A 13,883-nucleotide genomic window follows, 5' to 3' on the forward strand; every position below is an offset into this window, starting at 1 on the left:
ACGGTCGCCGGCAGTGGCGTCCACACGGCGACTCCAGGGGGGCTTATGCGCATCAGGACGTTCATTCTGGCCGCTTCGGCGGCGGTCGGGGTGCTTTTCTTCGGCGGCATCTATCTGTCCATCGGCGACATCCTCGACCGCGTGGTCAAGGCCAATGCCGTGCGCACCTCGGACGCGGTCGCCCGCGTCACCTTCAGCTCGATGTACCAGGTCATGAGCGCCGGCTGGAAGCGCGCGCAGGCCGAGGCCTTCCTGCGCGCGACGCAGGGCGCCGGCACCGGCTCCGGGCTGAACATCGAGATCTACCGCGGCCCGCTGGTCTCGGCGATCTACGACGAGATCGAGCAGGCGCCGCTCGACGCCGAGGTGAATGCCGCGCTCGCCGACGGCAAGTCGCGCCACGTCGACACCGCGACCTCGGTGCGCCACATCTATCCGCTGGTCGCCGAGGAGCGCTGCCTGCGCTGCCACCGCAACGCCGAGAGCGGGTCGGTGCTCGGCGCGATCGAGATCCGCCAGGAATTCGGTCCGGTCATCGAGAGCGCCCGCCGCGACCTGCTGGTGGCGCTGACCGTGCTGCTGCCGATGGTCGCCTTCTTCGCCGCCGCCGTCGTCTGGTGGGTGTGCCGGCGCATCGAGGGCTCGGCCGAGGACATGCGTGCGAGCTTCGAGCAGGTCAACTCGATCCGCGACCTGCGTCAGGTCGCGCTGGAGAAGCACGACCTCGGCTTCACCGAGTTCAACCAGATCGTCGGCGCCATCGACGTGCTGGTGAACAAGCTGCGCATGATCGCCGTCGACAAGGACATCCTCACCTTCGAGATCGGCCTGCTCGAGAAATTCGTGATTACCTCCGATGTCGTCCGCGACTGGCGTGAATACGTCGGCCAGCTGCTCAGCGACATCAACCGCGTGATGCCGGCGCACGTGCTGTTCTCGGTGTTCAAGATCGACGACGAGCTGTTCGACCTGGAGATCTTCTGGCGCGGCCCGCCGTCGCGGCAGACGCGGTCGATGATGGAGGAGCACATCCGCGCCGCGCTGGTGAACAGCCCGAAGTTCTCCGACATCGCCGAGTGCACGCTGAACCATCACGTCGTCGACAGCGGCGCGCCCGAGATCGTGCTCGACGGCGACGCGGTTGCCGTGCGCGTCAAGTCCTTCTTCGTCGATTCGCCGAAGATCGGCGGCATCGTCGGCATCGGCGTCCATTCCGAGGTGCTCGAGGACGAGACCCGGCAACTGGTGATGGAGAGCGTGCTGTCCACGCTGCTCAACGTGGTCGGATCGGTGAAGGCGATCTACAAGTACACCCGCGACCTCGAGTACTACGCGACGCGCGATCCGCTGACCGACCTCTTCAACCAGCGCGTGTTCTGGGAGCTCGCCGCCTACGAGGTCGGCCGCGCCGGCCGCCACGGCTACAAGTTCGGCCTCTTGCTGATCGACCTCGACAACTTCAAGGTGATCAACGACAGCCACGGCCACCCGGTCGGCGACAAGTACCTGCAGCACTTCGCGCGCGAGGTGCAGGCCGCGCTGCGCGACGGCGACATCTTCGCCCGCTACGGCGGCGACGAGTTCGTCGCCATCCTGCCCGAAGCCGACCTCGCCGGCGTCGCGCTGGTCGCCGAGCGCGTGCGCGCGGCGATCGAGAACATGCAGCTCGAGCTCGACGACGGCCTGCGCCTGCGCGGCACCGGCTCGATCGGCCTGGCCGTGTTCCCGGACCATGCCGACAACGCCAAGGACCTGTTCCTGTTCGCCGACAACATGATGTACAAGGCCAAGGCCGGCGGCAAGGACCGGGTCGCGGTGCCCACCGCCGACGACGTCGTCGACGTCTTCCGCGACATCACCGAGAAGAGCGCGCTGGTGCTCGACGCGATCGAGTCGAAGCGGGTGATTCCCTTCTTCCAGCCGATTCTCGACGTGGCGACCAGGCGCGTCGTCGCCTACGAGGTGCTGTCGCGGATCGAGGTGAACGGCGAGATCATGCGCGCCGACGAGTTCGTCGAGATCGCCGAGAAAATGGGCGTCATCCACCGCCTCGACGCGCTGGTGATCGAGCGTGCGCTCTGCCGCCTGCACGAGATGGGGCACGACGGCCTGGTCTTTATCAACCTGTCGCCGCGCGCGCTGGTGCTGAGCGAGTTCGGCCGCAGCATCCGCCAGATCGTCGCCGACAGCGGCTTCCGCAACGAGCAGATCGTCTTCGAGATCACCGAGCGCGACACCGTGAAGAACCTGTCGATGCTCGAGCGCCTCCTGAACGAGCTGAAGATCGAGGGCTTCCAGCTGGCCATAGACGACTTCGGCTCCGGCTTCTCGTCCTTCCACTACCTGCGCCGCTTCCCAATCGACTTCCTGAAGATCGAGGGCGACTTCATCGCCAACATGCTCGTCAGCCAGAAGGACCGCGCGGTCGTCACCAGTATCAAGTCGCTGGCGCAGGAGATGGGCATCACCATCGTCGCCGAGTACGTCGAGTCGCAGGAAGTGCTCGACGAGTTGCACAAGATGGGCGTGCACCTCGCGCAGGGCTACTACATCGGCAAGCCGGCGCGGCAGACCATCGCCGTCGACTGGCAGGCGCTCGCCGAGGCCTGAGCCGGGGGTGCGCTCAGAAGCCGCTGCCGGGCTGCGCCAGGTAGTCGGCCTCGGCCGCCGTCGATTCCCGGCCGAGCGCCGCGTTGCGGTGCGGGAAGCGGCCGAAGCGCACGATCACCGCGTGGTGCCGGCGCGCGTAGTCGAGCGTGCCGTCGAAGCCCGGCCGCTCCGCCGCCAGCGCGGCGAACAGCTCGAGCGCGCGCTCCTGGTCGGCGAGCGCTTCGCCGTGCTCGAACGGCAGGTAGACGAAAAGCCGCTCGACGCCGTTCATCGCCCGGTCCCAGCCCCGCGCCAGCATGGCGTCGGCGACCCGCCGCGCGCGTGCGTCGCCGGCGAAGGCGCGCGCCTCGCCGCGGAACAGGTTGCGCGGGAACTGGTCGAGCACGAGCAGCAGCGCCAGTGCGTCGCGCGGCGCCGCCTCCCAATCCGCCAGCCCGCCGGCCAGCGCCGCCTCCACCGCCGGTAGGAAGCGGCGGCGGATCGCGTCGTCGAAGGCGGCGTCCTTGCGGAACCATTCGTCGCGGAACTGCCCATGCCCCGGCGTGCCCGGCGGCAGGAACCAGAAATCGAGAATCTCGGCGGTGGTGATCGGATTCATGGCGGACTCCGTCGTGGTGTTGCGGCGGCGCGGTGGCCGTGCCCCGCGCTACAACTCTACCTCGGTCCGCCGCGACACGCTGCGCAGCGCAAAGCTGCTCTTGATGCGGGCGACGCCGGGCAGCCGGGAGAGATGGCGGCGGTAGAGCTGCTCGTAATCCTCGGGGTCGGCGACCAGCACGCGCAGCAGGTAATCGACCTCGCCGGCCATGAAGTAGCACTCCATCACCCCCGGGCAAGTGGTCACGGCCTTCTCGAAGGCGCTCAGCGCTTCCTCGCTCTGGCTCTGCAGGCTGATCTCGACGAACAGGCTGCTGCGCTTGCCGACGCGGCGCGGGTCGACCAGCATCGCGTAGCCGGCGATGACGCCGCTCGCCTCCAGCCGCTGCACGCGGCGCAGGCAGGCCGGCGGCGACAGGTTGACCCGCTCGGCGAGGACGACGTTCGACATCCGCCCGTCGCGCTGCAGCAGGCGCAGGATCTCCCGGTCGGTCGGATCGAGCGTGACATCGCTTTCTGCAATCATGTTCGGTGGAATTGCGAAAAAAGATAATATTGTTGCCTAACAATAGGGTTTTGCGTTGATTTTGGCAACCCTATTCGCCGCCGGATGAACAACAATTGCAGGCTTGCGCCGGCCGGATCCGGTTTGCCGTGCGCTGATCCACCCCTCAGGAACACAGGAGTTCACATGAAGCGAATCGTTATGCTGCTGGCCGGCCTCGGCGCGCTCGGCGCAGCCCTTCCCGCCGCGCCCCAGACCGTCGTCAAGATTGCTTTCGCCGGCCCGCTGACCGGCCCGATCGCCCACGTCGGCAAGGACGAGGAATACGGCACCCGGCTGGCGCTCGACGACGCCAATGCCAAGGGCGTGACGATCGCCGGCCAGAAGGTCCGCTTCGAGCTGATGAGCGAAGACGACCAGGGCGACCCGCGCCAGGCCACCGTCGTCGCCCAGCGCATCGCCGACGCCGGCGTCAAGGGCGTGGTCGGCCACGTCACCTCCGGCGCCGCGATCCCGGCCGCGTCGATCTACGAGCAGGCCGGCATCCCGGCGATCACCCCGTCGGCGACCAGCCCGAAGCTGACGCAGCAGGGCTTCAAGGCGATCTTCCGCGTCATCGCCAACGACAACCAGCAGGGCGAAGCGATGGCCAAGTACACGGCCAACGTGCTCAAGGCCAGGACCGTCGCCATCATCGACGACCGCACCGCCTACGGCCAGGGCCTCGGCGACACGCTCGCCGACAACCTGAAGAAGCTCGGCGTGCAGGTCGTCGCCCGCGAATACACCACCGACAAGGCGGTCGACTTCACCGCGCTGCTCACCCGCATCAAGAGCAAGCAGCCGGACGCGATCTTCTACGGCGGCATGGACGCCCAGGGCGCGCCGATGCTGAAGCAGATCAAGCAGCTCGGGCTGAACGTCAAGTTCCTCGCCGGCGACGGCGTGTGCACCAGCGAGATGCTGAAGCTGGCCGCGCCGGCGCTCGGCCCTCAGGTCTATTGCACGCAGGCCGGCCTGCCGGTCGACAAGATGCCGGGCGGCGCCGAATTCAAGGCCCGCTTCAAGCAGCGCTTCAACGCCGAGGTCCAGCTCTACGCGCCGTACGCCTACGATGCGACCAACGCGCTGATCGAGGCGATGAAGCTGGCCAACTCGGTCGAGCCGGCGAAGTACCTGCCGCAGTTGCAGAAGGTCTCGCTGAAGGGCGTCACCGGCACCGTCGCCTTCGACGCCAAGGGCGACAACAGGAACGGCGGCATCACGCTGAACCAGTTCGGCGACGGCAAGTGGCAGGTGCTGAACTGACCCGCCGGACCGCCTGATCGCGGCTGCGGGGGCATCCCCGCCCGCGGCTTCCCCGAACAGCCCTCCGCCTGCGGAGGGCTGTTTGCGTTTACGCCGCCGGGCGCCGGCAGGGCCGGCGCCGGCGCAAATATTTCGCCCGTCGCCCGGCATTCGTGCCGCGGCCGCTATGCCATGCTGCTAGAATCCCGCGAGCATTTTTTGCGCGGAGGTTCCCATGCGGTTCGCAGCCTGGATCAAGCAGCGCGGTGTCGCGCCCGTCGTCGCCATCGTCGCCGTGCTGGCGGTCGCCGCCACCGGCTGGTTCCTCGCCTCCCGGCTGCCGGCAGGAGGCGCCCCGGGCGAACTTTCCAGCGAAGGCGTCGCCTTCGAGGTGGTCGATGCCGCGCACCGCGAGTTCGACGGCTCCCCGGCGCTGGCGCTCTCCTTCAGCCTGCCGCTCGACGCCAGGGCCGACGTCGGCCAGTTCGTGCAGGTGCTCGAAGTGCCGCCGCTGCCCGGCACGCTGCGGCCGCGCGTGCGCAGCGACGACGAGGACTACGACGAGGACTACAGCGGCCACTCCGACGCCCGCCTCGGCAGCGGCGTCAGCCGCGCCCCCGAGGACACCCGCGTCGACGACGGCAAGCCGGTCGCCGGCGCCTGGACCGTCGGCGACAACCCCCGCCTGCTCTTCTTCCCCCACATCAAGCCGAGCGCCCGCTACGTCGTGCGCGTGCTGCCCGGCCTGCCGGCGAAGAGCGGCGCCACGCTCGCCGGCGGGGAGCAGCGCTTCTCGGTGCAGACCGCCGCCGTCGCCCCGGCCTTCTACTTCGCCAGCAAGGGCATGGTGCTGCCGGCGGCGCAGAACGGCGGCCTGCCGGTGAGCACGGTGAACGTGCCCGAGGTCGACATCCAGTTCCTCAAGGTCAAGACCGAGCAGTTGCCGGCGTTTCTCGAAAAGGTCATCGCCGGCGCCGCCCGGCCTCAGCGCCAGCAAGGCGAGGCGAACGCTGAGGGCGGCGACGGCGAGGACGAGTGCTGCTACTACTACGACCGCGGCACCCGCCTGCAGGGCGCCGTGAACGGCTGGACGCTCGACAGCTTCCACAAGATGACGACCAGCGCCTTCGCCGGCCGCTTCCTCACCGAGCAGAAGCCGAATCGGCGCAGCGTCACCTTCATCCCGGTCGAGGGCATCCCGGCGCTGCAGGAACCGGGCGTCTACATCGCGGTGATGTCGCAGCCCAACCGCTTCCGCCACGAGTACCAGACCACCTACTACTACGTCAGCGACTTCGGCCTGCACGTGCGGCAGTACGCCGGCAAGGGCGCCGATGCCTTCGTCAGTTCCCTCTCCAGCGGCAAGGGCGTCGGCGGCGTCGAGATCAGCTGGCTAGCCGCCGACGGCAAGATCCTCGGCCGCGCCGAGACCGACGGCGACGGCCGTGCCCACTTCGCCGAACGGCCGAAGGACGCCAGGGTCGTGGTGGCGAAGAAGGGCGAGCAGCTGTCGCTGATCGCGCTCAAGGAACCCGCGCTCGACCTCGCCGAGTTCGACATCGGCGGCCTCACCTCGGCGCCGGTGCGCCTGTTCGCCTATTCCGGCCGCAACCTCTACCGCCCCGGCGAAAGCTTCGACGTCTCGGTCATGGCGCGCGACGCCGACGGCCGCCCGGTGCCGCCGCAGCCGGTGCAGGCCCTGCTGCGCCGCCCGGACGGCAAGGCGCAATGGACCGCCAGCTGGTCGCCGGAAGAGAAGTTCGCCGGCTACTACCGCAAGACCATCGAACTCCCGGCCGATGCCGCCACCGGCTTCTGGAACCTCGAACTGCGTGCCGACCCGGCGGCCAAGGTGGCGAGCACGGTGATGCGCATCGGCGTCGAGGAATTCCTGCCCGAGAAGATGAAGCTCGACCTCGTTTCCAAGGCGGAGCAACTGGCGCCCGAGAGTGGCTGGCAGATCGACGTCGCCGGCAACTACCTCTACGGCGCGCCCGCCGCCGGCAACAAGCTGCTCGGTGTCGTGAACACCGAGCGCAACAAAAACCCGCTGGAGAAGAAGCTGCCCGGCTTCGTCTTCGGTGATGCCGACGAAGACAGCGTGCGCTCGCGCAGCGAGCTCCCCGAAAGCGAGCTCGACGACGAAGGCAAGGCCAGCGTCGCCGTCGACCTGTCGCCGGTGCACAAGCGCCGCTCGCCCTTCACCGTGCGCGCCACGCTGAGCCTGCTCGAAAGCGGCGGCCGCCCGGTGGTGCGCAGCATCGAGCGCACCTACTGGCCGGCGCCGGTGCTGGTCGGCCTGCGCCCGATGTTCGTCGGCGCCTATGCGCGCGAAGGCTCGAACGCCGAGTTCGAGGTCGCCGTGGCCGATGCCGCCGCCAACCTCAAGGCCGGCACCGCGCTGCCGGTGCGCATCTTCCGCGAGAACCGCAACTGGTACTGGCGCTTCGACGACCAGCGCGGCTGGCATTCCGGCTACAACGAAACCGACGAACTGGTCGCCACGACGCAGGTCTCGGTGCCCGCCGGCAGCCGCGGCAAGCTGCTGGTGCCGGTGAAGTACGGCCGCTATCGCGTCGAGGTCTTCAACCCGGAAACGAAGCTCGTCACGCGCTACCGCTTCTATGCCGGCTGGTCGGCGAAGGACGACGAAACCCAGGGCGTGCGCCCGGACCGCGTTGCGCTGAAGCTCGACAAGCCGGCCTACGCCGACGGCGAAACCGCCAAGCTGACGATCACCCCGCCGCACGCCGGCGAAGCGCTGATCACGGTCGAAGGCGACAAGCTGCTGTGGTCGCGCCGCCTCAGCGTGCCGGTCGACGGCAGCACCATCGACATCCCGATCGCCGCCGACTGGAAGCGCCACGACCTCTACGTCACGGCGATGGTGCTGCGCCCCGGCTCGGCCGGAGAGAAGGGCGGCGCCGGCGTCACGCCCGCCCGCGCGCTCGGCCTCGCCTACCTGCCGCTCGAACGCGGCAAGCGCAAGCTCGCCGTCGCGCTCGATGCGCCGAAGAAGGCGGTGCCCGACCAGCCGCTGAAGGTGAAGATCAAGGTGCCGGACGCCAAGGGCCAGCAGGCGATGGTTACGCTGTCGGCGGTCGACGTCGGCATCCTCAACATCACCAGCTTCAAGAGCCCCGACCCGCACGGCTTCTTCTTCGCCAAGCTGCGCTACGGGCATGACCTCTACGACGTCTACGGCCGCCTGATCGAAAGCATGGCCGGGCAGAAGGGCAAGCTGAAGTGGGGTGGCGACGCCGCGCCGAAGCCCTCGAAGAACCTGCCGAAGAAGGTGCGCCTGGTCGACCTGTTCAGCGGCCCGGTCGCGCTCGACGCCAACGGCGAAGCCGAAGTGGCTTTGCCCGTGCCCGACTTCAACGGCAGCCTGCGCCTGATGGCAGTCGCCGCCAGCGGCGAACGCTTCGGCATGCAAGAGGCCGAAGTCACCGTCGCCGCGCCGCTCGTCGTCGAACTCGCCACGCCGCGCTTCCTCTCGGTGGGCGACTCGGCCCTGCTCGCGCTCGACGTGCACAACCTCGCCGGCGCCGAGCAGGAAGTGAAGATCAAGGTCGGCAACGGCGACGGGCTCGTCATCAGGAACGGCGAGCAGAAGCTCAGCCTCAAGGACCAGCAGAAGCGCATCCTGCGCATCCCGCTCGAAGCCGGCAGCGCCATCGGCCTCACCGAAGTGCAGGTGAAGATCGAAAGCCCGCTGATGAAGCTCGACCGCACCTTCCCGCTGCAGGTGCAGGCGCCGACGCCGCGGCAGACGGTGCTCAAGCGCTACACCGTGAACCCCGGCGAAACGCTGGAGGTGAAGGAGGCGGACCTCGCCGGCTTCCTCAAGCAGACGGTCAACGCCACGCTCTCGGTTTCCGACAAGGCGCCGATCGACGTGCGCAGCGCCGTGCAGGGCCTGCTCACCTACCCCTACGGCTGCGCCGAGCAGACCACCAGCACCGCCTACCCGCACGTCTTCATCGACGAAGCGGCGGCCAAGCAGTTCGGGCTCAAGGCCTACACGCAGGCGCAGCGCGCCGAGATGCTCGACAAGGCCATCGGCCGGCTCGCCGGTATGCAGGCGCCGAACGGCGGCTTCAGCCTGTGGGGCAACGTCAACGAGTACCAGTACTGGCTCTCCGCCTACGTCACCAACTTCCTGCTCGACGCACGCGAGCAGGGCTTCACGGTGCCGGCGGAAATGGAGAAGAAGGCCGTCGACTTCCTGCTCACCGGGCTGCAGCAGGGCGTCGCCGGCCTGCCGCGCGGCCCGGTGAACTACAACGAGAACAGCGTCTGGAACGACTGGCGCTATGCCGGCTCCGGCCGCTTCGGCGTGCTCGCCTACGGCGCCTACGTGCTGGCGCGGCAGGGCAAGGCGCCGCTGGCCACGCTGCGCACGCTCTCCGACGCCAGCGAACAGGCGCACTCCGGCCTCGGCCTCGTGCACCTCGGCCTCGCCCTCAAGCTGATGGGCGACGAAGCGCGCAGCAAGGCCGCCATCGACGCCGGCCTCAAGAAACCGCGCGTCGGCGACCGCTGGTACTGGTGGGGCGACTACGGCACCCCCCTGCGCGACTGGGCGCAGATGTACGTGCTGCTGCAGAAGCACGAGCTGGCGCCGGAAGGCCGCGAGAACCTGGTCGGCATGGTCGCCGGCGAGATCGAGAAGAACCGCTACATCAGCACGCAGGAAAAGCTCTCGCTCTTCCTCCTCGGCCGCAACTTCGCCAATCAGCAGACCGGCGACTGGGCGGCCGAGCTGACGCTGGCCGGCAAGGCGCAGGGTGTCGGCGGCAAGGGCACGCAGTTCCAGTCGCTCGCCGCCGGCGAACTCGCCACCGGCGTCAAGCTGAAGAACACCCACAAGGAGCGCCTCTTCGTCGAGCTCAACTACGCCGGCAACCCGGCCAAGCCCCCCGCCGCGCGGCGCGACGCCTTCGACATCAGGCGCGAGTGGTACACCGCCGACGGCAAGGAGTTGGGTAGCCGCTCACTGAAAGTCGGCGAAACCCTCATCGTGCGCCTGAACGTGAAGACGAAGGGGCGCTACGCCAACGGCCTCGTCGTAGACTACGTGCCGGCCGGCGTCGAGATCGAGAACGCCAACATCGTGCAGGGTGAGCAGAACACCGTCGAGATCGCCAAGGTCGACATGCGCCAGGCCATGCAGGACACGCGCATCAAGCACCTCGAGTTCCGCGACGACCGCTTCGTGGTAGCCGCCCGCCTCGAAGGCGAGATGAACTTCTTCTACCGCGTGCGCGTGGTCACCCCCGGCAAGTTCGTGATGCCGCCGACCTATGCGGAGGATATGTACCAGCCGATGGTTTATGGGCTGGCGGGAGGCGGGGAGACGGTGGTGGTGGGGGATGGCGCGAAGTAGCTAGCATCGCACTATGCGTGACTTGTTAATTCCCTACGCTGTTGGCGAGGGCGAAACCTCCGTGTTTCCTGATCAAGCCTTTTCTGGCGGAAACTACCACTGCCCAGAGTGCAAAGGCGCTGTCGGGGTGAGAACCCCGGCTAACAGGCGGGCGCACTTTTTCCACCTTCCGCCGCATGGCATTTGCAAACTTGAGCCGTCAGGCGCGAGGGGCGAGGGTGAGCTACACGCGTTCGCGAAGCATTGCCTCTATGCTTGGTTGGATCGTTGGCTCACGGGCGAACTGGAGATACCGCCAGTCGTGGAAGGCAAATGCGCCATGCACGGCAAGAAATTCACGGTGAGTATTCCGCGTCCAAGGCCCTACAAGCTGCTGATGGAGCACACGACTCCAGAAGGTCGGCGACTTGATCTGGCGATGCTGAATTCGGACGGTCGGATCACGATAGGGTTTGAAGTCAGAGCGTCCAACAGCGTCACTGCGGACAAGGTTGCAACGTTGCCGGCACGTTGGCTGGAGTTGGGGGCGGCGAGTATTGTCAAGGCTTACAAGAAACTTCTATCTGGACAGCAGCCGCCAGCTATCTCGTTGTTGAGATGGGCGGAATACGATCAGCCTTCCTGCTGCAAAGTGCCTCGCGCTACCCTTAGCAGCACGTGGACGGGTGCAGAGTTTCGTTCCTATGCGTCCCCGCCAGAGCCATACATACCGCCGCCGATTCGGGAGGCGCCGGGCGATGCTCAATTAATGGCCGCAGCAGGGCGAGCAATCGGATCAGGGCTGACCCCTCAAAGCTTCGCAGACAGCTATGGTGCAGAAACGGGACAACCCCCTCGCGACATATTGAGTCGCCTCAGGGCTTATGGTGTCGCCAAATCGGGGTGGTCGTGGTCGTGATGGATGGGCGAAAAGAGGCCCAAGGTTAGATAAGAGCGATAAGGGGTCAGCATGAATTTCAATTTGCAGGCTCCTGACCTGCCTTACGATTTTCGACCCTCGTCCTTCCCTATGAAATCAATCATCTCGCTTGTCATTGGATTGCTCGTTTCTGGCGCGGCATTCGCTCAGCACCGTTGTGTGGAAAACGGTAAGACGATTCTTACTGATCGGCCGTGTGCCAGCCAGCCCATTCCCGCTGCTTCGGGCGGCGCAAACGCGGTTAACCATGTCGGGGATGCCGCTTACGCTACGACCCATGGCGCATGGCGAGGGCAAGTGCAGTTCATGGCGAAATCCGGTACCACGGTCATCAATGAGGCGCATGCGGTTGTCCCGTTTGTGATCGAGCTTGATCCGCAGGGGCGGGTTACGGGCACCGGCAACAATTGCTCGATCAAGGGCATCGCGGCTCCTTCAGTGGCGGATACGATTACCTCGCTGGACATAACGCTGACCGGGTGCGCATATGCTGGTTTCAATCGGCAAATGTCGGGGCGCCTCGCTCTCTACACGGCCAAGAAATATGTCGATTTCAGCGTTCAAAGCTACGACATGCAGCGCCGACCGACTGGCTATTACGAGATCAAGGGCACGCTTCGTCGTTAAAGGCGGCGACAACCATGGCGAGAAAGAAATCTTCCGCGCTCGACGACCTGATGGAAATCGGCATGAAACTTCCCTGGCAGGCCAGTCTCGTTCTGGCGCTGATCGCCTATCTCGGGTTCCACTATCTGGCGACGATGCCGCCGCGTCCGGTCGTCATTGCCGACCCGAAGCAGATGGGGCCGGCGATGGGCCCCATGGTCTTTCGGCAGGTCGCGATCACGGCGGGAATGTTTCTGCAGTATCTGGTGCCGGCGGCCTTGCTGATCGGTGCCGCCGTCTCGGCGCTCAAGCGTCGCCGTCATTCCGCGCTGCATCTGGCCGTGGCTTCGTCGCCGAGTCGCAACGCGCTTGAGCAGATGAGTTGGCGCGAGTTCGAAGGATTCGTTGGCGAGGTCTTCCGCCGCAAGGGCTTCGAGGTGGTCGAGCGCGGCGGCAACGCGCCGGACGGCGGCGTCGATATCGAACTGTTCGCCGGCAAGGACAAGTACCTCGTGCAGTGCAAGCAGTGGAAGGTGACCAAGGTCGGAGTGGCGACGGTGCGCGAGTTGTACGGCGTGATGGCCGCCGAGGGGGCGGTCGGCGGTTTCGTCGTCGCCTCCGGCGAATTCACGGAGGAGGCGAAGCGATTTGCCGAAGGGCGCTCGATCGAGCTGGTGCCGACCGACTCGCTGCTTCGCCTGGTTTGGCAGACCGGCGGGGCGTTGCCGACGGCCAGCGCTGCGCCGACAGGCGATCCGGCCTGCCCGAAGTGCGGCAGCCAGATGGTGATGCGCACCGCCAGAAAGGGAGAGAACGCGGGGGCTGCGTTCTGGGGGTGTCCTCAGTACCCGGCTTGCCGGGGTACGCGCAACGTCGCGTAGCAAGGATCATGGGCCAGCAAGGAGGTTGGTATGACCGATATTGAGATCGACGTGCCAGAACAACTACGGGATCGTGTCGTCCGCGCGGCTGCGTATGCTGGGCAAACCGAACAAGAATTCATGCTTGCGGCGATTGTCGAAAAGGTCGTCCGGAGTGAGGACTCTCTTGGTGGCGCGGACGCTGGCGTTGACCAGCTATCTGTTTAATACCTAATCCGGTATATTTAACTGTGACCGCTTCTCCCCGGAAAGAACGGCCGCTGCATTGGGTAGGTTCCACCAAGCGCGACTTGCTGGACTTTCCGGACGACGTGATCGACGAATTCGGCTACTCGCTCGGTGTCGTGCAGTTGGGCGGTCAGCCCCCGGCCGCCAAGCCCTGGAAAGGCGAGGGACCGGGTGTATTCGAGTTGGTTGAGGATGCGCGGGGCGATACGTATCGGGTGGCCTACACGGTGCGCTTCGCGAAGGCGATCTACGTGCTGCATTGCTTTCAGAAAAAATCGCCCTCCGGCATTCGTACGGCCAGAACGGATGTCGAGTTGATCCATGAACGCCTGAAACTGGCTCGCGATGATTATGAGGTGCGCTATGGCAAGGAAAAATGAATCGGTCGAGGTCGGCTCTGGCAACGTCTTCAAGGATCTCGGCTATGCCGATGCGGACGAACGCAAGCTGCGCACGCAACTGGCGATGCGTCTCAACGACCTGCTCAAGGAGCGCAAGCTCACCCAGACCGCTGCGGCACAAATTTTCGGCATTCCGCAGCCGCACGTTTCGGAACTGCGCAACTACAAGCTGAGCCGCTTTTCCTCGGAGCGGCTGCTGCATTTCATCACCCTGCTCGACAAGGATGTCGAGATCGTCATCCGCCCGAAAGCGGCCAATCACGAAGCGGGGCATGTCTCGGTGCTGGTGGCGGCCTGAGTTGGGGTCGATTCAGAGACCGCAGCCAGGCCACGATCCGGAGGGCCATTTCGGTGCTGTCACCAAAATGGTCGCCAGTGGTTCCGGTGCACAGCGGCCGGTGCTGGATATCGAACTGTCGCGTCTATTGACCGTTGGGCGGTGGCGGTATTACAGTTAAAA

Annotated in this window: 10 protein-coding genes; 8 read left to right on the forward strand and 2 right to left on the reverse strand. The window is 66.3% G+C overall.

Features of this window, described 5'->3' with window-relative positions; translation table 11 throughout:
• Positions 1-45 precede the first annotated feature (45 nt).
• A complete protein-coding gene (locus IWH25_RS07490; protein WP_203388690.1) occupies positions 46-2,610 on the forward strand; it encodes a putative bifunctional diguanylate cyclase/phosphodiesterase in 2,565 nt (854 codons plus the stop codon).
• A 13-nt stretch (positions 2,611-2,623) separates the two neighbouring features.
• Here IWH25_RS07490 and IWH25_RS07495 read toward each other — a convergent pair whose 3' ends face one another.
• Both IWH25_RS07495 and IWH25_RS07500 read right to left on the reverse strand, forming a co-directional pair.
• Positions 2,624-3,208: a DUF924 family protein gene (locus tag IWH25_RS07495; protein ID WP_203388691.1), complete on the reverse strand. Its 585-nt coding sequence runs from the start codon at positions 3,206-3,208 to the stop codon at positions 2,624-2,626.
• Positions 3,209-3,256: 48 nt separating this feature from the next.
• The gene (locus IWH25_RS07500) at positions 3,257-3,733 is read right to left on the reverse strand and encodes an Lrp/AsnC family transcriptional regulator (RefSeq protein ID WP_203388692.1); all 477 of its coding nucleotides are present in this window, start codon (positions 3,731-3,733) and stop codon (positions 3,257-3,259) included.
• 165 nt (positions 3,734-3,898) lie between these two features.
• Between IWH25_RS07500 and IWH25_RS07505 the strand changes: the two genes are divergently transcribed.
• From IWH25_RS07505 to IWH25_RS07540, 7 genes are all read left to right on the forward strand, one after another.
• Positions 3,899-5,020: a branched-chain amino acid ABC transporter substrate-binding protein gene (locus IWH25_RS07505; RefSeq protein WP_203388693.1), complete on the forward strand. Its 1,122-nt coding sequence runs from the start codon at positions 3,899-3,901 to the stop codon at positions 5,018-5,020.
• Between the two features lie 214 nt (positions 5,021-5,234).
• Positions 5,235-10,388 carry an alpha-2-macroglobulin family protein gene (locus IWH25_RS07510; RefSeq protein WP_203388694.1) on the forward strand — a complete coding sequence of 1,718 codons (5,154 nt, stop codon included), beginning with the start codon at positions 5,235-5,237 and terminating at the stop codon, positions 10,386-10,388.
• Positions 10,389-11,337: 949 nt separating this feature from the next.
• Positions 11,338-11,934, forward strand: coding sequence for a hypothetical protein (locus tag IWH25_RS07520; protein WP_203388696.1), 597 nt, complete (start codon positions 11,338-11,340; stop codon positions 11,932-11,934).
• Positions 11,935-11,948: 14 nt separating this feature from the next.
• On the forward strand, positions 11,949-12,794 hold the full coding sequence (locus tag IWH25_RS07525; RefSeq protein WP_203388697.1) for a restriction endonuclease: 846 nt from the start codon (positions 11,949-11,951) through the stop codon (positions 12,792-12,794).
• Between the two features lie 30 nt (positions 12,795-12,824).
• A complete protein-coding gene (locus tag IWH25_RS07530; RefSeq protein ID WP_203388698.1) occupies positions 12,825-13,001 on the forward strand; it encodes a hypothetical protein in 177 nt (58 codons plus the stop codon).
• Positions 13,002-13,024: 23 nt separating this feature from the next.
• Positions 13,025-13,402, forward strand: a complete 378-nt coding sequence (locus IWH25_RS07535) for a type II toxin-antitoxin system RelE/ParE family toxin (protein ID WP_203388699.1) — start codon at positions 13,025-13,027, stop codon at positions 13,400-13,402.
• Positions 13,386-13,721 (forward strand): helix-turn-helix domain-containing protein, encoded by a 336-nt coding sequence (locus IWH25_RS07540; protein ID WP_203388700.1) that lies wholly within the window; start codon positions 13,386-13,388, stop codon positions 13,719-13,721. The genes IWH25_RS07535 and IWH25_RS07540 overlap by 17 nt, the downstream gene beginning before the upstream one ends.
• The last annotated feature ends 162 nt before the right edge of the window (positions 13,722-13,883 follow it).

Origin of the sequence: Azospira restricta (assembly GCF_016858125.1) — a bacterium.
GTDB classification, from domain to species: Bacteria; Pseudomonadota; Gammaproteobacteria; order Burkholderiales; family Rhodocyclaceae; genus Proximibacter; species Proximibacter restrictus.

Bases quoted from the DNA above. Each gene is read 5' to 3' on its own strand.
- IWH25_RS07520 (WP_203388696.1), top strand. From the start codon at position 11,338: ATGAATTTCAATTTGCAGGCTCCTGACCTGCCTTACGATTTTCGACCC.
- IWH25_RS07500 (WP_203388692.1), bottom strand. From the start codon at position 3,733: ATGATTGCAGAAAGCGATGTCACGCTCGATCCGACCGACCGGGAGATC.
- IWH25_RS07490 (WP_203388690.1), top strand. From the start codon at position 46: ATGCGCATCAGGACGTTCATTCTGGCCGCTTCGGCGGCGGTCGGGGTG.
- IWH25_RS07525 (WP_203388697.1), top strand. From the start codon at position 11,949: ATGGCGAGAAAGAAATCTTCCGCGCTCGACGACCTGATGGAAATCGGC.
- IWH25_RS07505 (WP_203388693.1), top strand. From the start codon at position 3,899: ATGAAGCGAATCGTTATGCTGCTGGCCGGCCTCGGCGCGCTCGGCGCA.
- IWH25_RS07530 (WP_203388698.1), top strand. From the start codon at position 12,825: ATGACCGATATTGAGATCGACGTGCCAGAACAACTACGGGATCGTGTC.
- IWH25_RS07510 (WP_203388694.1), top strand. From the start codon at position 5,235: ATGCGGTTCGCAGCCTGGATCAAGCAGCGCGGTGTCGCGCCCGTCGTC.
- IWH25_RS07495 (WP_203388691.1), bottom strand. From the start codon at position 3,208: ATGAATCCGATCACCACCGCCGAGATTCTCGATTTCTGGTTCCTGCCG.
- IWH25_RS07540 (WP_203388700.1), top strand. From the start codon at position 13,386: ATGGCAAGGAAAAATGAATCGGTCGAGGTCGGCTCTGGCAACGTCTTC.